Source organism: Paenibacillus sp. FSL K6-1566 (genome assembly GCF_038050475.1).
GTDB classification, from domain to species: Bacteria; Bacillota; Bacilli; order Paenibacillales; family Paenibacillaceae; genus Paenibacillus_AQ; species Paenibacillus_AQ lactis.
This window is the reverse complement of the sequence record NZ_JBBOSR010000001.1, coordinates 2,132,920-2,151,140: the sequence shown is the minus strand read 5'-3', so window position 1 is coordinate 2,151,140 and position 18,221 is coordinate 2,132,920. Positions and strand designations below refer to the sequence as shown.

At 53.1% G+C, this 18,221-nt stretch carries 19 protein-coding genes and 1 other annotated feature (1 of these 20 running past the window's edge); all 19 genes read right to left on the bottom strand.

Annotated elements, in window-relative coordinates; translation table 11 throughout:
- Positions 1 to 144: a binding site (T-box leader), on the bottom strand (it extends 136 nt beyond the left edge of the window).
- Positions 145 to 208: 64 nt separating this feature from the next.
- The gene (locus NST08_RS09170; RefSeq protein ID WP_007129483.1) at positions 209 to 703 is read right to left on the bottom strand and encodes a DivIVA domain-containing protein; all 495 of its coding nucleotides are present in this window, start codon (positions 701 to 703) and stop codon (positions 209 to 211) included.
- Positions 704 to 875: 172 nt separating this feature from the next.
- A complete protein-coding gene (locus NST08_RS09165) occupies positions 876 to 1,658 on the bottom strand; it encodes a YlmH family RNA-binding protein (RefSeq protein ID WP_007129482.1) in 783 nt (260 codons plus the stop codon).
- A gap of 6 nt (positions 1,659 to 1,664) precedes the next feature.
- Entirely contained in the window at positions 1,665 to 1,940 is a 276-nt protein-coding gene (locus NST08_RS09160) for a YggT family protein (RefSeq protein ID WP_007129481.1), read from the bottom strand.
- An 8-nt stretch (positions 1,941 to 1,948) separates the two neighbouring features.
- Complete coding sequence (locus tag NST08_RS09155) at positions 1,949 to 2,395, bottom strand: cell division protein SepF (RefSeq protein WP_341341697.1); 447 nt, start codon at positions 2,393 to 2,395, stop codon at positions 1,949 to 1,951.
- A gap of 3 nt (positions 2,396 to 2,398) precedes the next feature.
- Positions 2,399 to 3,088, bottom strand: a complete 690-nt coding sequence (locus NST08_RS09150; protein ID WP_040738455.1) for a YggS family pyridoxal phosphate-dependent enzyme — start codon at positions 3,086 to 3,088, stop codon at positions 2,399 to 2,401.
- Between the two features lie 8 nt (positions 3,089 to 3,096).
- Positions 3,097 to 3,954 (bottom strand): peptidoglycan editing factor PgeF, encoded by an 858-nt coding sequence (gene pgeF / locus NST08_RS09145; protein ID WP_007129478.1) that lies wholly within the window; start codon positions 3,952 to 3,954, stop codon positions 3,097 to 3,099.
- Positions 3,955 to 4,068: 114 nt separating this feature from the next.
- A complete protein-coding gene (locus tag NST08_RS09140; protein ID WP_028406598.1) occupies positions 4,069 to 4,410 on the bottom strand; it encodes a YlmC/YmxH family sporulation protein in 342 nt (113 codons plus the stop codon).
- Positions 4,411 to 4,571: 161 nt separating this feature from the next.
- A complete protein-coding gene (gene sigG, locus NST08_RS09135; RefSeq protein ID WP_007129476.1) occupies positions 4,572 to 5,354 on the bottom strand; it encodes an RNA polymerase sporulation sigma factor SigG in 783 nt (260 codons plus the stop codon).
- A gap of 77 nt (positions 5,355 to 5,431) precedes the next feature.
- The gene (gene sigE, locus NST08_RS09130; protein ID WP_007129475.1) at positions 5,432 to 6,154 is read right to left on the bottom strand and encodes an RNA polymerase sporulation sigma factor SigE; all 723 of its coding nucleotides are present in this window, start codon (positions 6,152 to 6,154) and stop codon (positions 5,432 to 5,434) included.
- A gap of 144 nt (positions 6,155 to 6,298) precedes the next feature.
- Positions 6,299 to 7,315 (bottom strand): sigma-E processing peptidase SpoIIGA, encoded by a 1,017-nt coding sequence (gene spoIIGA / locus NST08_RS09125; RefSeq protein ID WP_251537011.1) that lies wholly within the window; start codon positions 7,313 to 7,315, stop codon positions 6,299 to 6,301.
- A gap of 389 nt (positions 7,316 to 7,704) precedes the next feature.
- Entirely contained in the window at positions 7,705 to 8,823 is a 1,119-nt protein-coding gene (gene ftsZ / locus NST08_RS09120) for a cell division protein FtsZ (RefSeq protein ID WP_007129473.1), read from the bottom strand.
- A gap of 57 nt (positions 8,824 to 8,880) precedes the next feature.
- Positions 8,881 to 10,164 carry a cell division protein FtsA gene (ftsA, locus tag NST08_RS09115; protein ID WP_007129472.1) on the bottom strand — a complete coding sequence of 428 codons (1,284 nt, stop codon included), beginning with the start codon at positions 10,162 to 10,164 and terminating at the stop codon, positions 8,881 to 8,883.
- Between the two features lie 213 nt (positions 10,165 to 10,377).
- The gene (locus NST08_RS09110; RefSeq protein WP_007129471.1) at positions 10,378 to 11,133 is read right to left on the bottom strand and encodes a cell division protein FtsQ/DivIB; all 756 of its coding nucleotides are present in this window, start codon (positions 11,131 to 11,133) and stop codon (positions 10,378 to 10,380) included.
- A 58-nt stretch (positions 11,134 to 11,191) separates the two neighbouring features.
- Positions 11,192 to 12,475: a UDP-N-acetylglucosamine 1-carboxyvinyltransferase gene (murA, locus tag NST08_RS09105; RefSeq protein ID WP_007129470.1), complete on the bottom strand. Its 1,284-nt coding sequence runs from the start codon at positions 12,473 to 12,475 to the stop codon at positions 11,192 to 11,194.
- A gap of 16 nt (positions 12,476 to 12,491) precedes the next feature.
- Positions 12,492 to 13,397 (bottom strand): UDP-N-acetylmuramate dehydrogenase, encoded by a 906-nt coding sequence (murB, locus tag NST08_RS09100; RefSeq protein WP_007129469.1) that lies wholly within the window; start codon positions 13,395 to 13,397, stop codon positions 12,492 to 12,494.
- 157 nt (positions 13,398 to 13,554) lie between these two features.
- Positions 13,555 to 14,664 carry an undecaprenyldiphospho-muramoylpentapeptide beta-N-acetylglucosaminyltransferase gene (gene murG, locus NST08_RS09095; RefSeq protein ID WP_007129468.1) on the bottom strand — a complete coding sequence of 370 codons (1,110 nt, stop codon included), beginning with the start codon at positions 14,662 to 14,664 and terminating at the stop codon, positions 13,555 to 13,557.
- Positions 14,665 to 14,669: 5 nt separating this feature from the next.
- Positions 14,670 to 15,767, bottom strand: coding sequence for a stage V sporulation protein E (gene spoVE, locus NST08_RS09090; protein ID WP_007129467.1), 1,098 nt, complete (start codon positions 15,765 to 15,767; stop codon positions 14,670 to 14,672).
- A gap of 49 nt (positions 15,768 to 15,816) precedes the next feature.
- Positions 15,817 to 17,250 (bottom strand): UDP-N-acetylmuramoyl-L-alanine--D-glutamate ligase, encoded by a 1,434-nt coding sequence (gene murD, locus NST08_RS09085; RefSeq protein ID WP_341033974.1) that lies wholly within the window; start codon positions 17,248 to 17,250, stop codon positions 15,817 to 15,819.
- Positions 17,251 to 17,253: 3 nt separating this feature from the next.
- Entirely contained in the window at positions 17,254 to 18,219 is a 966-nt protein-coding gene (gene mraY, locus NST08_RS09080) for a phospho-N-acetylmuramoyl-pentapeptide-transferase (RefSeq protein WP_341033975.1), read from the bottom strand.
- Between the last annotated feature and the right edge of the window lie 2 nt (positions 18,220 to 18,221).

The window sequence follows — 18,221 nt, the reverse complement described above, 5'->3', positions numbered from 1 at the left end:
GGCTCAGCTTACGCACGTTACGATCACGCTTCAGCTTCGCTTCTCCGGGATGATCTTCAGCCCAGGACTGACCGCCGACTCTCAGCAAATGCCGGCTCTCTGAAGGACAATTCCTCTGCCTACTGTTCCCATCAACAAATTTTCATCATAATCAAGAATATGATATTAGTTATAGACGACTTCAGGGGAAAAGTCAAGGCCGCCCCGCCTAGTACACCTCTTTAGGCTCCAGGCTCGGTTCGCGGCTTTCTAAGGTCTCCCATCCGTCCTGCTTCAGCAGCTCCAGCTGAGCCTCCACAAGAGAACGGAACCGGGTGCGGTAGATCGACGCCTGCTTCTTGAGCTCTTCTACTTCCAACGCAATTTTACGGGATTTTCCGAGCGCCTCGTTAATGATCCGGTCCGCGTTCTTCTCCGCTTCCTTCACGATAAGCTGCGCTTCCTTCTTCGCATTATTCTTTACCTCATCGGCAGCCTCTTGGGCTACGATGATTGTCTTGGACAAGGTTTCTTCGATGTTGGCGAAATGATCCAGCTTCTCCTGCATCGCCATCAGCTGATTTCCGAGCTCTTTATTCTCCCGAATGACGCTCTCGTAATCTTTAATGACCTGGTCCAAAAACTCGTTGACCTCGTCCTCATCATAACCGCGAATTCGACGGGCAAATTCTTTGTTATGTATATCAAGCGGTGTCAATGGCATGGTGTGCACCTCCTAAATATATGGGCCTCACAAGACGGTTTATCCGCTGTATAAGCCAGACCACCCGTCCATGAGGACAATAGCGGTCATTCTGATTTATCGGCAATTCATTCCGCATTTTGAATGTACGTCCTAAATGATTTCGACAAAAAAACGGCAATTCCTTCAAAGGTCAGACATATTTACCAACCTTGACACGGTACCGCCCTTTCTTCGTCAGGCCGCCGATCTCCAGTACGGCAAATCTGCCCATTCCCTGTATGGAGACGACATCGCCTTCTTTTAAATTGGTTGACGGATCCTCTTCTACCTTCCAGTTCACCCGGCACCGTCCGGCTTTGATCGGAACGACGATCTTCGTCCGGCTGATCCGGTGTGCATCGCTGGCAATGCCGTCGAGTCTAAGCGAGGATACCGTAATGTCCATCGTTTCAAGCTTCGTCTCGGCTGCCTGCAGCTTGTCCATCGGCAGAAGCTCAGTCATCACATGCACCCTGTGCACCTGGCTCAGGTTCAAGTTCAGGAAAGAGCCGATCTCCTCCGATACGACGGCATGGCATCCGCTTTCGATGACATGAATATCTCCAATTTTCGAACGCTTGATGCCGAGGCCGAGAATCGAGCCCATATAATCCCCGTGCTCGAGCTCCAGGAGCTTCTGATCTCCCGACGTGATGCTGAGCACCTTGATTTTGAAGTCTTCGCCGTCCAGCTCGCGGTAATCGGGCGCAATGATTGCGCGTACCCGCTCGGCATCCGCATAGCCGCCCTCAAAAGCGGCATGGACGTCAGGGTGCCGGTTCACAAGCGTCTCCAGAATGAAGCGTTGGCGAGGGTCGAGAAAGTCCGTCAGCTTCACCTCGTGATACTGTCCTGCGTTGGCGACCCATTCCCAGGCCCGGTCGACGAACTCGCGCTCGTCTTGGTGAAAATGCTCATAGATGCCCGGTTTCATCGTTCGTCACCTGCTAAGAAAGAATTCCAGAATAGCATAAACTCCCCGCTCGGCTAGCTGCAGGACGAATAATGCAATGATCGGGGAGATGTCGATCATGCCCATGATCGGCGGAATAAACCGGCGAAACGGGGACAGATACGGCTCCACGAGCTTGCCCAGGAGCTCCCCGACAAAGCTCTCCCTCACATTCGGAAGCCATGACATTAACACATAGATCAAAATCATATAAAAATAGATTTGGAACAGCGTACGTACAATTTGGAAAATTTCCACTGACAAAGTCTAGGTCACCTCATTCTCGTATAGTCATGCTCGTCTGCCAATATCTCCGAGATGGAGCCCTGGATTTCAACCGTATCCGGGGTGCACAGAAAAATATTGCCGCCTACCTTCGATATGCCTCCGCCCAGCGCGTACACCGTCCCGCTAAGAAAATCAATGATGCGCAGCGCTTGATCGTTGCGGACGCGCTGCAGGTTCACGACGACGGTCCGGAAGGATCGGAGATGGTCTGCAATCTCCTGTGCTTCATCATATGAACGAGGCTCGACTAATACTACCTTAACATTCTTCTGGGAATGGATGCTGACGATATTGCCGCCCTTTTGGCTTTTGCGCTGCTCGAACGGCGTCGGCTCCACCGGCTCGTCCTGTGCGGCAAGCACTTCACGCTCCACAACCTCTTCCTCATCCTGCAATCCCAAGAAATTCATAAACCGGTTCATCACGCCCATCCCTCACTCCTCCTCTTTCCCTACTAAAATCGAGCCGAGACGCACCCAGGTCGCCCCTTCCTCAACAGCCACTTCAAAATCGTTTGACATGCCCATAGACAATTCCGTCAACGGCTCCTTCGTCAGCGCCTGCCGATTCAGCTCATCTCTTAGTTGTCTTAAGCCGCGGAATACGGGACGCGTATGCTCCGCCAATGATTCATAGGGAGCCATTGTCATCAATCCGATGACCTTTACATGGGACAAATCCGCGATCCCCTTCAAGAAATCTGCCGCTTGCTCGGGAGGAAGGCCGTATTTCGATTCCTCGCCCGAGATATTCACCTGCATGAACGCAGATACCTGAAGATCCAGGGCTGCAGCCCTCTTGTTAAGCTCCTTCGCCAGCGATAAGCGGTCCAGTGAATGAATATATTGAAATTTATCGATCACGTCTTTGACCTTGTTCGTCTGGAGATGGCCGATAAAATGCCATGTACCGCGGTCTCCAAGGGCCTGCCATTTGTGCTGGGCATCCTGCCAGCGGTTCTCGCCGATATGCCGGAGCCCCTGATCCAGTACCGAAGCTGTCGTATCCAAGGAGACATACTTCGTTACGGCGATGACATTGACCTCACTCCGGTCCCGGCCGCTGCGCGCGCATGCCTCCGTGATTCGCTGTTCTACCTGATCGATACGTTCCTTCAAACTCAAGGGACGACTCACCTCTTTCTCATCCCGATCCAGCTTGCCATACGACCTGTCGTTCCCCCGTCCTTGCGATACGAGAAGAACAAGTCGTTATTACAGCTTGTACACCATGTTGTACATTCGATATGTTCCGCCAATATTCCTGCCTTAATCATAATGCGTCTGTTTATTTCTTTCAAGTTCAGCATGTATTTCCCGTTTCCCTTGTCGATATACATGGCAGATTGCGGGTTCTCCTCGGAATCCTGCGGCGACAGGAGCAGCTGTCTTACGCGCTCCATGACGCGATCATCGACCTCATAACAGCAGGCTCCAATCGAGGGGCCGATCGCAGCCCGAATCTGGCTCGGATCGCTGCCATATTCGCTTGTCATCGCGCTGACCATGTTCCCGGCAATGCCGGCGACCGTACCCTTCCAACCGGCATGGGCAAGACCGACCGCCTCCGTTGCCGGGTCCCAGAAATACAGCGGTACGCAATCCGCGTAAAAGGATGTCAATAGAATGCCCGGCACGTTCGTGACCAGTCCATCCGTATCCTGAAAGGCGGAATCACGGTCGAGGCTGCCTCTTCCCCGATCCCCTGCCCGCACAATCGCGACATCCCCGCTGTGGACCTGCTCGCCGCACGTCCAGTCTTCCAGGGAGAAGCCAAGCGCTCCGGCTATCCGCCTCCGGTTCTCAATGACATGTTCGGGAACGTCCCCTACATGAAATGCCAAATTCAGGCTGTCATAGGGCTTCGCGCTGACCCCGCCATGCCGCCCGGTAAACCCCGCGGCGAGCCTACCATCCGGCGCACCGCGCTCCCAGCTTTCCAGCACAAACCGTCCGCATTCCTGCTGATGTTGTTTTACGAAAGGTTCCATCGAATCACTCACCTCTATCCCAGTGTAACAGAAAACGCAGCCCGGAGACACCGCTATCCGTTGCTGCATTTGCAAATCGCTGGATAGGATAATCCATTATCCTTTCTGACATGTTCAAAAATTTCTTCTGTCATGCCCGTTCGGCCGGTCCAAATATTCCACCGCGCCCTCTTCCTCCGGCACGCGTCTAAGCTCCTCCATTTTAACCAGGACAACGTCCGACCCGATCTTTACGATATTGCGCCAAGGAATGATCAGATCGCTTCCGCCCCCGAACAACCCCATAAACTTTCCGTAGCTGGGCACCACGATCGCCTCGATCCGTCCTTGACGCAGGTCAAGCTCCAGATCGCTGATCTGGCCGAGCCGCTTCCCGTCGATAATATTAATAACATCCTTCGTTTGAAAATCGGATATTTTCATCTTTTTCCCCACCATCTGATTATCTGGTATCATCCGCATCACACCTTAGATGTATTTAATCGGAGCTCAATCAAAGCCTTCTGGAATCCCTTGGTATACTATATGAGCAAAACGCGTAAAATAGCTTATTTTCATTAAAAAAACGATCCCGTAAATGGGGATCGTTATGTTTTGGGTTTGATAGCGGTACAACTTTAAGTTTTTACATGCTTCTGCATCTGTTTGATCGCTGACTTCTCCAGTCTGGACACCTGCGCCTGCGAGATGCCGATTTCGTCGGCGACCTCCATCTGGGTTTTCCCTTCGTAGAAACGCATGGACAAAATCATTTTCTCGCGCTGTCCGAGCTTATGCATCGCTTCCCGGAGCGCGATTTCCTCGATCCAGGAAATATCCTTGTTCTTGTCGTCGCTAATCTGGTCCATCACATAAATCGGGTCGCCGCCGTCATGGTAGATCGGCTCGAACAAGGAGACAGGATCTTGAATGGCATCAAGTGCAAATACAACATCTTCCTTGGGCACGTTCAGCGCTTCGGAAATTTCAAAAATGGTCGGTTCGCGCGAATTCGCATTCGTCAGCTGGTCTCTGACCTGCAGCGCCTTGTAGGCGATATCACGCAGGGAGCGCGAGACGCGAATCGGATTGTTATCCCTTAAGTAACGGCGTATTTCTCCGATAATCATCGGTACGGCATACGTGGAAAATTTTACGTTTTGCGACAAATCGAAATTGTCGATGGCTTTCATCAGACCGATGCAGCCGACCTGAAACAGATCGTCAACAAATTCCCCCCGATTGTTAAAACGCTGGATGACGCTGAGGACCAGCCTCAAATTTCCATTCACCAATTTTTCTCGAGCTGACCGTTCGTTGTTCTGCTGCAGATCATGGAACAGCTCCCTCATTTCCACATTCGTCAAAACCGGCAGCTTCGACGTATCCACACCACAAATTTCAACTTTGTTTCGCGTCATGATGACTAACCTCCCAAGGAGAAACATTACTGTACATTATCTCCGAGGGGGGTTATTTTATTCCTTGCCTTTTCCAGTTACACCATCTTGTTGAATTCCTTCCGGAGCCGCTTTATAATTCTCTTCTCCAATCGGGAAATGTAGGATTGCGAGATGCCAAGCAGGTCGGCAACGTCCTTTTGCGTCTTTTCCTCCCCGTCCTGGAGGCCAAATCGAAGCTCCATAATCATCCGCTCCCGGTCGCTCAGCTTATCCAGCGCCTTTTGCAGCAGCTTTCGGTCAACCTGCTCCTCGATGTTGCGGTAGATGGTATCATTCTCGGTGCCGAGCACGTCGGAGAGCAGCAGCTCATTGCCGTCCCAGTCAATATTGAGCGGCTCGTCAAAGGATACCTCGCTCCGCGTTTTATTGTTGCGCCTCAAATACATCAAAATCTCGTTTTCGATGCAGCGGGAGGCGTAAGTGGCCAGCTTGATTTTTTTCTCGGGATCGAATGTATTGACCGCTTTAATCAATCCGATGGCGCCGATCGACACCAAATCCTCGATATTGATGCCCGTGTTCTCGAATTTGCGGGCAATATACACGACAAGACGAAGATTGCGTTCGATCAGCATGGCCCGGGTTGCCGCATCGCCTGACGGCAGCTTTTTCAGCAGGTATTCTTCTTCCTCTTTCGTAAGCGGAGGCGGAAGGGCCTCGCTTCCTCCGATATAGTAGATTTCCTGACTTTTCAAGCCTAGCAAAAACAATACGCGATAATATTGAAGCTGCAGCGCTAATCTCCATTTTACGGGCATCTCTTATCCTCCTAAAAGTTTTCCTGATGGGAAACGAACGTTTGATACTATGCCTGCGGGCTTTCCCGAAGGGAAAACGGACATGAATCATAGGTTTCATAGAAAGCGGTATACACCCAAGTTTTCAAAGACTCCTTCATAAGCTCATCCTGCCGGCTTGGCTTGCTCCGGTCCTGCGCCATGGGTGCTCCCTACCGCTGCTGCCGCATCTGCTGCGGCATTCGAAGAAGTATTCGGAGCTCCCTCACCTTCCGTTAGCGCCGGGTGGATAATAGCCCGATAGGCTCTGTCCCCGGACAGGGTGCCTCCGTCTACACCGATCAGTACTTTGGTAGTCGTATATTCGATGCCGCCGAGCTCAATTCGGACTGCATCCGGTTTCAAGGCGAGCATGAAGGCTGCTCCGCGGTTCACGCCGCGATAAGGAACGAGCCGCAGGCGATCCTGCCATTCAAATTCCTCCATCCCCAGATCCATAATCAGCCGGTCAGGCTCTCCTTCTACCAGCCGCTCGCTCCATCCCTCCGGCAGGAACGATTCCCAGAGCGAGGCCTCCATGACCATTACGGGTGTACGAGTCAAAGGATCGCTGAGCTGATTGCCGGTATCCAGTAGGCCTCTGCAGCTTATTTTCACGCTTCCGATCCATACCGTTACCTCTCCCAGGAGCGTTTCCCTGCTCTCCATTTTGCGTTTCGTGGTCTGAACGGCCTTAAACCCGAATACAACTACAAAAAAGGTAATACACGCAGCCCAAAACCCCACTTTCAGCTCGAACGATAATCCCCCGGTTGCCGTATACCATATCCCGCTAAACAGCTCCCCCGAATTCTGAACCAAATAATGAACGCCGATAATTCCCCCGGCCGCAGCGAAATTGACCATGTAAAAGGCGCCTAAATGGTGAATATAGCTTTGCAGGCTGGTAAAGCCGAATGCGATCCACAGCATCAGCAGGGACAGTCCAAATTTGATCAGAAAGGTGTACAGAAAGGAAAGCTCCGGGACAAACATCATGACGACATAGAGAGCCCCTGCCGCGGATGACAAGGCAAGCCTCCACCACTTGAGCTTGGTCCTTCGCATCCAGGCCGTCAGCGCCAGCAGGACCCCGTCAATCAGCAGGTTCACGATAAAAATCAGATCGATATAAACAACCAGGATCTTCACCCGCCTAGTCTGAATTCCTTTTTCGCTCTTTGTTCGCTCGGATGCGTCTGTTCTTTTCAAGGCTTTGGGAGATGCTACTAGTATAAGAAGAATAGGGATCAAAGTCTGTCTAAACCTGTGGGCCGTTCGCAGACTTTTTTTGTCGATGGAGGGCAGTTTTTAGAGACAGGGGAACGGTGCACGGGAAGCCCGCCCCGCCAATGCCGGGTGGACGGCGTTACAAGCTGCTCTGGGACGGCGCTTTGAGCCGGATGATCTCGTATAAGCGATATTCGCGAAAGTCTGACACTGGAGGGCTCTTCCTAAAACTTGCGGCGGATTTCATAACAAAAAAAACCTGCGCTTTAGCCGCAGGGGCAACAAGCGCAGGCTTATTCGTATTAATCATTATTACGCGAACGATTGCGAAGGAATGTAGGAATATCAAGCTGGTCATTGGTGCTCTGATTCCCGAATGGTCTCAGATTCACATTGCCCTTGTCGGAGGCCGGCTGCTGTTCGCTTTGCGGCATCGCTGGGCGCCGTCCCGGCGGTGTCGGCATCGGCTTGCTCTCAAAACCGGTCGCAATCACCGTTACCTTGATTTCTTCCTTCATGCTATCATCGATGATGGCACCGAAGATCATGTTCACTTCCGGATCCGAAGCGGAGGTTACGATCTCGGCCGCTTCATTGACCTCGTACAAGGAGAGATTGTTTCCTCCGGTAATATTCATGATGACGCCGCGTGCGCCCTCGATGGACGTTTCCAGCAGCGGGCTCATGATGGCCTTGCGGGCCGCCTCGGATGCGCGGTTCTCGCCGGTCGCCATTCCGATTCCCATCAGGGCTGATCCGCGTTCTGTCATAATCGTCTTCACGTCGGCAAAGTCGAGGTTGATGAGACCCGGTACCGCGATCAAGTCGGAAATACCTTGAACCGCTTGGCGGAGAACGTTGTCCGCTTCACGGAACGCTTCCAGCATCGGAGTCTTCTTGTCTACAATCTCGAGAAGCCGGTCGTTTGGAATGACAATAAGCGTATCCACCTTCTCCTTCAAAGCCTCGATGCCCAGCTCTGCATGAGAGGAACGCTTGCGTCCTTCAAATGTGAAAGGGCGGGTTACGACGCCGACCGTCAATGCTCCGCATTCCTTAGCGATTTCAGCAATGACAGGAGCAGCTCCGGTACCCGTGCCTCCGCCCATACCGGCGGTCACGAATACCATATCCGCACCTTTTAAGGTGTTCATAATCAAATCGCGGGATTCCTCAGCGGCTTTTTTGCCTACTTCCGGGTTGGCTCCGGCTCCGAGTCCTCGAGTCAGCTTGTCCCCGATTTGCAGCTTGTGTTCGGATTTAGCAAGATGGAGCGCTTGGGCATCCGTATTTACCGTAATAAACTCAACGCCCTGCACGCCGTTTTCAATCATTCGGTTGACGGCATTGCTTCCGCCGCCGCCAACACCGATTACTTTAATTTGAGCTAAGCTCTCCATTTCGAAATCAAATTCCAACATCTATTCCATCTCCCCCTCAATGTGCGTGGATGGCACGTCCACAGTCAAATGAATCCGCTATATAAACTCGCTGAACATTTTTTTCAAGCGTTCAATAAATCCCGGCTTCTGGCTGGTCTCCTGAGTTGCTGCGACAGGATTTTGCGGCTTAGCGCGGTTCACCGGTTTCTTGCTATTTCCGCTGTTGCTGCTTCCTCCTGCACTGCTGCGCACTCGGACATTCCGGATTGCATTATGGAGGATGCCGACTCCGCTGCAGTATCCCGGATCACGCACGCCGATAAAATCGGGAACGGCAATCCGAACGGAAGTCGCCAGCTCGTTCTGTGCCACCTGCAGCACACCAGGCATGGACATCGTGCCCCCGGTAAGTATATAACCACCCGGAAGCTCATTGTAACCCAGGCGTTTGATTTCCTGACGCACCAGCTGGAATATTTCCTGAACCCGAGGCTCGATGATGGCGGCCAGGTCCTCTTGGTTAAACTCCTTGTCCACATTGCTTCCGATCCTCGTTACTTTAAACGTAACTTCAGGCGCAGCGCTCTCCATGAGCGCACAGCCGTATTTCAGCTTGACCTTCTCCGCCTGATCAGTTAACGTCCGCAATCCGTACGCAATGTCATTCGTCACGAAATCTCCGCCTACCGGCAGCGTGGAGGTCGCTGCAATGCTTCCCTCTTCAAACACCGCAAGCGTCGTTGATCCTGCGCCTACGTCCACGAGCACCGAGCCCATCGTCTTCTCGTCCTTCGAGAGAGCCAATTGGCCGGCGCCTAGCGGAATCAGCACAAGATCCTTGACCTTCAAGCCTGATTTCTCCACGCATCGGAGCAGATTATGTATTGCCGTCTTCGCGCCGGTAATGATCGTCGCTTCAACCTCAAGCCTTACACCAATCATGCCTCGAGGGTCGGAGATTCCTTCTAACCCGTCTACTACGAATTGCTTTGCCACTACATCGATTATTTCCCGATCGGGAGGAAGCGCCACAACCTCCGCGGCTTTCAGCACGCGGTCGATGTCTTCTTCCCCAATCTCGCGATCCTCGTTCGATACTGCCACAACGCCGTGGCTGGATTGAAGTCCGATATGATTACCGGATATGCCGACATATACTTCGGATATTTGAATACCGACCATACGCTCCGCATGATCAACAGCGTTGCGAATGGATTGTACGGTCTGGTCGATATCTACGATTGCACCCTTACGAATTCCCTCCGAGTCGGCAGATCCAACTCCAATAATATTAAAGGTTCCATTATTAACTTCCCCAATAATAGCACGAACTTTGGATGTACCGATGTCCAAACTAACAATGATGTCATTGTTGCTCAAGCTCTGGCACCTCCTGTTTAACAAAATAAAGTCGTCATTCAAGATTTACATTTTTACTTATTCAACATGGAAGGGGCTATCCCTCTTTTTTCTACATTATTTTTACTGCCAACATTTACTATTGAGAGCCGTAAAACACATAAAATATAAATGAGAGCCCAATGTTGTCAATACTTTCAATTGTACCATTTATTCCTACGCCTGAGTAGGGGGTTATTCCCCTTCCGGAGCCTCTTCTTCAACTTCTTCCTCGAAAGGCACGTAGGAGTCAGCTTCCAGCATCGTTATGATACCCGGCTGTTCCAATTCCGTCACTTGATTGAGATACTCCACCTTATCCCGAAGCAGCGAAATGGAGGTGATGACTTCGAACTTGGAGCGCGTGTACAGCTTGATCCTGTCCGGGAAGGAAAGCGTGGGCGAAGGCATAATCTCCGAAATGTCGGAGGTCATGCTGCTCGGTATTTCGGCCAGCACCTGGCTGAGCTTCGCCTTGTTCGGATCGGCCGGGTCCCACTTGGTCAGAATCGGCTTCTCTACGGCGATTCCGCTGGCCGCAACGGGAACCGAAGTCCCGCTGGACAGGATAGCTTGAAAATCGCCGTCGGCGGACAGCTCATAGGCGACTGTAGGATACTCGGTGATCACGATGCTGATTTCGCCGGGAAAGCTCTTATTCACCTCAGCGGATTTAATCGTGCCGAGCTCGGCTAATCGCTGCTTGACCTCATCGGGATCGACTCCGAAATACTGCTCTCCGATCCGGAGTCCGCTTTGCTCCATCAGCTGCTCTTTGGTATTCAGTGTATTGCCCTTGATTTGAATCTCAGAAACCTGGCTGATCGGCGAGCGAAAGAATAGAATCGTCAGCAGGGCTATGAACAATAGCAGCAGAATCCATATAATCTTTCTCGCCGCCCTCGGTTTGGGCTTGTCCTGTTTCAGGACAGGTATATGAGTATTAGACATATCCTCTCTCTCCATAAAGACCTGCCACCCCCTCCGCAAGGAGGGGATGACCAGGACCTCAATTGGCTAAATCAAGCGGCTTCGGTACGGAAGTCTGGCGGTAAATACGCGCTCCCAAGCCTTGGAACATGTTTTCAATCCGATCATAACCGCGGTCGATGTGGTGCACTTGCTCAACCACCGTCGTCCCCTGCGCAGCCAATCCGGCGATGACTAGAGCCGCACCTGCCCGCAGGTCGGTTGCCTCTACGGTCGCTCCATAAATTCGCTGAACACCGCGTATAAAGGCATAGTTCATATCCGTGGAGATATCGGCTCCCATCCGGGAAAGCTCCTCCACATGCTTAAATCGTCCTTCAAATACCGTTTCTTTCATCACGCTGAAACCATCCGCTACAGACAGCAGCACCATCACCTGGGACTGCAGGTCGGTAGGAAAGGAAGGGTACGGCGAAGTCACGATTCGTTCCACCGCTTTTGGACGGCTCATGCAGCTTATGTTTATTATATCATTGCATACACTGGTTTGAACACCGGCGCGCTTCAGCACATGCATAAGGGAGGTCAGATGGGACGGATTCGTCTTCGTCAGCGTTACGCTCCCCCGGGTGACGGCAGCGGCGATCATAACGGTTCCCGCCACGATCCGGTCGGGAATAATCTCGTATTCGCAAGGCGTCAGGCGCTCCACGCCGTGGATCGTAATGGTATCGGTTCCCGCCCCGATGATGTTAGCACCCATTTTGTTCAGAAAATGCTGAAGATCCTGAATTTCCGGTTCCCTTGCGGCATTCGAAATGACCGTTGTGCCGTGCGCCGTTGCCGCTGCCATCATGATATTCTCGGTTGCTCCGACGCTGGCAAAATCCAGATGAATATCCGTTCCGACCAGCCGGCTGGCTCTGCAATGGATTTTATCGCTGCTTTCCTCGATTTGCGCACCCAGCGCCTGGAGCCCTTGCAGGTGAAGGTCGATCTTCCGCTCCCCGATCGCGCAGCCGCCTGGCTGATAAATGGTAACTTCACCGAAACGGGCCAGCAGAGGTCCCATCAAGAAGATGGAGGATCGCATCTGCTTCATTAAATCTTCCGGGACATGAAACGAATTGGCAGACGAGGTATCCACGGTAACCGTCTCCAGCTCGTGCTTGCATTTGGAACCGAGACGGCTGAGAATGCTGAGCATCACTTCAATGTCCAGCAGATGCGGGACGTTGCTTAATTTCACGGTCCCCTCTGCAAGCAGACTTGCGGCCAAAATAGGCAAAGCTGCATTTTTCGCACCATGGATACGTATGGTTCCTGATAGGGGCCTTCCACCCTCAATCACCAATTTGTCCAATGTATCACCTCCGAGTTTACCGCTCGCCTAGAACATACACCTCGGGTACCATATGAATTCCGTTCTTCTTCGCAATGGTCTCCTTGATATGCTCAATCAAGGCGAGCACGTCCTCTGCTGTCGCTTGACCGGTGTTTTCGATGAAATTGGCATGCTGCAACGAAATTTCCGCCCCTCCGATCCGCAGCCCCTTAAGACCCGCTTCTTCGATCAACCTCGCGGCATGGTCGCCGGGCGGGTTGCGAAATACACTGCCTGCCGTTGCCGATTGGAGCGGCTGCGTGCGCCGGCGGCGGTCCTTATAGGAAGCCATCCGAGCTGAAATTTCTTTGCGGTCCCCATACTGGAGCTCAAATACCGCTTCCGTCACAATCCCTTTTCGTTCGTGCAGAATGGAGTGCCGGTAATCGAACGCCATATCTTTGGTAGCATACGTAACCAATTCCCCTGTTTCCAGTACAATGTCAGCGGACTTAAATATGCGTGACACATCAGACCCGTGAGCGCCTGCATTCATGTAAACGGCCCCTCCGACCGATCCTGGGATGCCTCCGGCGAATTCAAGACCCGATAATCCTTGTTTCCCGGCCAGAACACTGAGCTTGACGAGCGACAGGCCGCCGCCTGCCGTCACCGTCTCCCCCTCGAAACGAAACTCCTCGAAGCCCTGACCCAGCTTGATCACCGCTCCCCGAATGCCCTTATCGGATACCAGCATGTTCGAGCCGCGTCCCAGTTGTGTCCAAGGAATGCGATGGGCATGGAGAAGGGCGACCAGCTCAGCGAGCTGCTCTTTATTCTCGGGAACAACTAGGCAATCGGCTGGTCCGCCTATTTTCCAAGTTGTGTATTTGGCCAGCGGTTCATTCCATAAGACGGCTCCGACATTGGCTTCAGATAGTAGCGATTTCCACTGCTGCATTGTAAATAAACCTCCCTTGACTTTCAAAACAAAAGGCCATTCCCCCGAAACTGGCGGGAAGATGGCCGCTGTCTGTAATGCCGGCCTCATGGGTGTGTCACGATTATAGAGTATCTTATGTCAGGCTCCATAGGTGTGTGACAATCGCCCAGCCGATTTAGCGTTTGCCGGTAAGCCGGCGGATTTCCTCCACAATGACGGCAGCGGAATCCGGTTTCCCGAGCTTTCGGGAAGCCTCGGACATCGACTTCCGGACATCGGGGCTTGTCATGATTTCCTCAAGCCGCCCAAACAAAGTTTCCGCGGTAAGGTCCTTCTCAAGGATCATCCTCGACGCGCCTGCATCCTCCAATTGTCTGGCATTGGCCTCCTGATGATTGTTGGTCACATTGGGTGACGGTATGAGGACCGAAGGAATGCCGAGCGAAGTGATTTCGGCCAGAAAGGAAGCTCCGGCACGGTTTACAATCAGGGAAGTTGCAGCAAGCACTTCCGGCATGTTATGAACATAAGGCATGATATGAAGATGGTTCGGCATCGTGCCGAGGCGGCTGCGTATCTCCTCGCGCGTGCGCTCAAAATAAGTATCGCCCGTTACGAACACAAAATGAATACCTGGCAGACGGCCGATATGAGAGGCCATGCCGATCATGGCATCATTGATCGCCTTGGCCCCCCGGCTTCCGCCGACGATCAGAACGACCTGACTGTCCATCGGGATGCCAAGCGAAGCAAATCCACGCTCACGATTGGCGGATTGGACCGTCGTCGCGCGTGGATTCCCTGTATACACCGCTCTTTTAGCTTTGGGGAAGGCCTTTTCGGAGCCCTCGAAGCTCACCGCTACCGTATCCGCGTAGCGGCTCAAAAACTGATTCGTCAGCCCGGGAATCGCATTCTGCTCATGGATCATGGTCGGAATCCCTAATTTTGCAGCTGCGTATACGACCGGTCCGCATACGTAGCCGCCGGTGCCGATCACAACATCAGGCTTAAACTGCGATAGCAGCGCTTTCGATCGATGGACGCCTTTGAAAAAGCGCATGATCGTTTTCACATTTTCAAACGACAGCTTGCGCCGAAAGCCCGTAATATCAATGCTTTCAAACGGGAGCTTCTCCTGGGGCACCAGCTTGCTTTCCAGGCCCCGCTCCCCGCCGATATATAAAAATTCCGTCTTCGGATCTTCCAATTCACATTGCCTTGCAATGGCGACAGCCGGGTAGATATGCCCACCCGTCCCGCCGCCTGTTAATACGACACGCATACTGTTCACCTCGCATAACGGGAAATATTTAATAGAATGCCGAGCGCGGTCAGCATCAGTGTCAACGAGCTTCCTCCGTAGCTGATCAGCGGCAGCGTAATGCCGGTTACCGGCATCATTCCGATGACAACGCCGATATTAATGACAACCTGAATCGCGACCATTCCGACAATCCCTACGGAGAGCAGGCTGCCGAAGCCGTCCGGAACCGTCATGGCGACCCTCATGCCTCGCCATACCAAAGCCGCGAACAACAGCAGCACGATCAGCCCGCCAATGAAGCCGAGCTCTTCGGCCAAGATGGAAAAGATAAAGTCGGTTTGCGGTTCAGGCACATAAGCATATTTCTGGCGGCTCATGCCAAGACCGAGGCCGCCAAGGCCGCCGGGGCCGATTGCATACAGCGACTGAATGATCTGGTAGCCGGTCCCGAGCGGATCCGACCATGGATCGAGAAAGCCCGTAATCCGCTTCAACCGGTACGGAGCCGTAAGGATTAGTCCGGCAAAGCCCGCGACACCGCCTAAAGCAAGAAATCCCAGATGCTTCATTCGCGCACCGGCCGTGAACACGATCATCATGGCAGCCCCGAGCATAACCGCGCCGGTGCCGAGATCCGGCTGCAGCATGATCAATCCGAAAGCAAGGCCGATCAAACCTAGCGGCGGGAGCAGTCCCTTGCTGAATGAAGTAATATCATAGTCTTGTTTGCTGAGCCACCGAGATAGAAACAGAATCATCCCTAGTTTCATAAACTCGGAAGGCTGAATGCCGAACGAGCTGATGCCGAGCCAGCTTCTCGCGCCGCCGCGAACGACCCCTATCCCCGGGATCAGAACGATAACGAGCAGAAAGAAGCAGCCGAGCAGCACCAGCTTGCTGTATTTCATCCATACTTTATAGTCGATTTTGGAAGTGAAATACATGGCCGCAAGCCCGAGGCAAGCAAAAAACGCCTGCCGTTTCACAAAATAAAACTTATCGCCGTAATCATGGAAGGCGAGCACGGAGCCTGCGCTGTATACCATTACGATCCCGATGGCCAGCAGGGCCAAAATGCATATAAGCAGCCACAGATCGGGCGCCTGGCGGTTCTTGTTCATGGAAAGGCCACCTCGTACATCCTTAGTAGGGGCTTATCCACCCCCCTACTTAAAGGTTATGCACCGCCTCTTTAAAAATGCGTCCTCTGACTTCAAAGGAAGGGAACATGTCCCAGCTGGCGCATGCCGGCGACAGAAGAACAATATCGCCGGGCTCGGCAAGCCGGGCCGCCTCCTGGACAGCCATAGTCAATGTATCGGCGGCGTCCTTTCCATTATCGACGAGGATAATTTGCTTTAACCCGGCTTTTTCCGCCGCAGCCGCGATTTTCTCCTTCGTCTGGCCTAGGAGGACGACAGCCTTCACCCGCTCTCTAAGAGAAGGCACGAGCTCCTCGTAATCCGAGCCGCGGTCAAGACCGCCTGCAATGAGCACGATGGGCTCCTTGAACGAGGTTAGCGCCATGTTGGTTGCTTTGGAGTTTGTCGCCTTGGAGTTATTGTAATAGGCAATGCCGTCCCGCTCGTCAACGAATTCAAGCCGATGCTCTACGCCGCGGAAGCTGGACAATACCGGCTCGAGTCTATCCGGACTCACGCCGGCCGTAATTGCGATTGCCGAAGCCGCGAGCGCGTTCCCGACATTGAATCTGCCGGGCAATCCGATGTTCTCCACACGGATGATCTCATGCGTAAAGCCTTTGTCGTCCGTATAGACGACAGTCCTCTCCGGCTCCTCGCCGCCCGGCATTTGACCCTCAGCCCCGTATGGCGGCATCACGTAAACACCTTCACGAAGGACTTCGTTCATCGAGAATGGCAAAATGCGGGCCTTGATATACGGGACGAGGCTCCTGCACACGGGATCATCCCAATTGAGCACAGCGGTATCGTCCGCCGTCTGATTCGCGAACAGCTTGGCTTTGGATGCGATATAATCGTCCATCCCGCCATGATAGTCAAGATGCGTTTCAGCTATATTCAGCAGCGCGGCGATGCGCGGCCGGAAATCCTCGATTCCTTTGAGCTGGAAGCTGCTGAGCTCCACGACCATCCAATTGTCCGGATTCGCCTCCTGGGCGGCCTCCGACAGCGGTGTGCCGATATTGCCCGCAACGATCGGGGACAGACCGGCGTCCTCCAGCAGCTGACCGACCCAGGTCGTCGTCGTTGTCTTGCCGTTGGAGCCGGTGATACCGATCATCGGCGCTGCACAAATATGATAGGCGACCTCTACCTCGGTTACGACCGGAACTCCCAGCTCCATTGCCTTCTGAACAGGAGGAACGGAATAAGGAATGCCGGGATTTTTGACGAGGAGCGCCACGCCGGGATGAATCAAGTCATCCGGATGCCCCCCGCAAATAACAGAAATGCCCAAAGCTTCGAGCTCCGACGCTTCGGGACACTGCTCTCTTTCTTTTCGATCATTCACCGTGACCTCCGCCCCGGCTTTATGCAGTACTTTGGCTACTTGGACGCCGCTTCTGGCAAGTCCGAGTACAACGACGGTCTTTCCCCGGTATTCATCTGGATGCTTCATATGCTACAACCCCTTGTTGATATAGAGCCCGAGTCCCGCCAATACCAGTCCCACGGCCCAAAATGTGATGACGACGCGCCACTCCGACCATCCGGACAGCTCAAAGTGATGGTGGATCGGGCTCATCTTGAAGATGCGTTTGCCTCTTGTTTTGAACGAGATGACCTGGAGCACGACGGAAAGCATCTCGATGACGAATACGCCTCCGAGGATAAGGAACAACAGCTCGCTTTTCGTCACGATGGCGATGGCTGCGATCGCGCCCCCGATCCCCAGCGAGCCTGTATCTCCCATGAACACCTTGGCCGGATGCGCGTTAAACACCAGAAACCCGAGCACCGCGCCGATCATCGCCGCCGCGCAGAAGGCCGCCGCGAACGAAGTCGACTGGATCGCCACAATGGCATAGGCTCCGAAAGCAATCGCACTGACGCCGGATAACAGTCCGTCCACACCGTCCGTGAAATTGACCGCGTTGCTGATGGCCATCATCATCAGAACGATGAACGGATAATAGAACCACGGCCCCCAGTCGAATGACCAGTTCATCCCCGGTACCCCGATCGCCGTGCTGTGTCCGTTGGAAATGAGCAGCCAGCACATGATCCCCGAGAACAGAAGCTGTCCGAACAGCTTCTGCCGAGGGGTCAGTCCCAACGATCGGCGGAATACGATTTTAGTATAATCATCCAGAAATCCGATCAGGCCAAAGCCCAATGTTGCCACTAGAAGCACATAAAAGTCGGTATCGACCGGCGAAAACTTGATAAACGTCAGCGTGAACGCAAGCAGAATGACGACGCCGCCCATTGTCGGCGTACCTGCTTTTTTGAGGTGGCTTTGAGGACCGTCGTTTCGCACTTGCTGTCCGAACTTCAACCTGCGAAGCAGCGGAATCAGCAGCGGGGCCGAAATGACAGCCAGTATAAACGCTACACCGATGGTCAATAACAGCAGCTGAAAGTCCATAA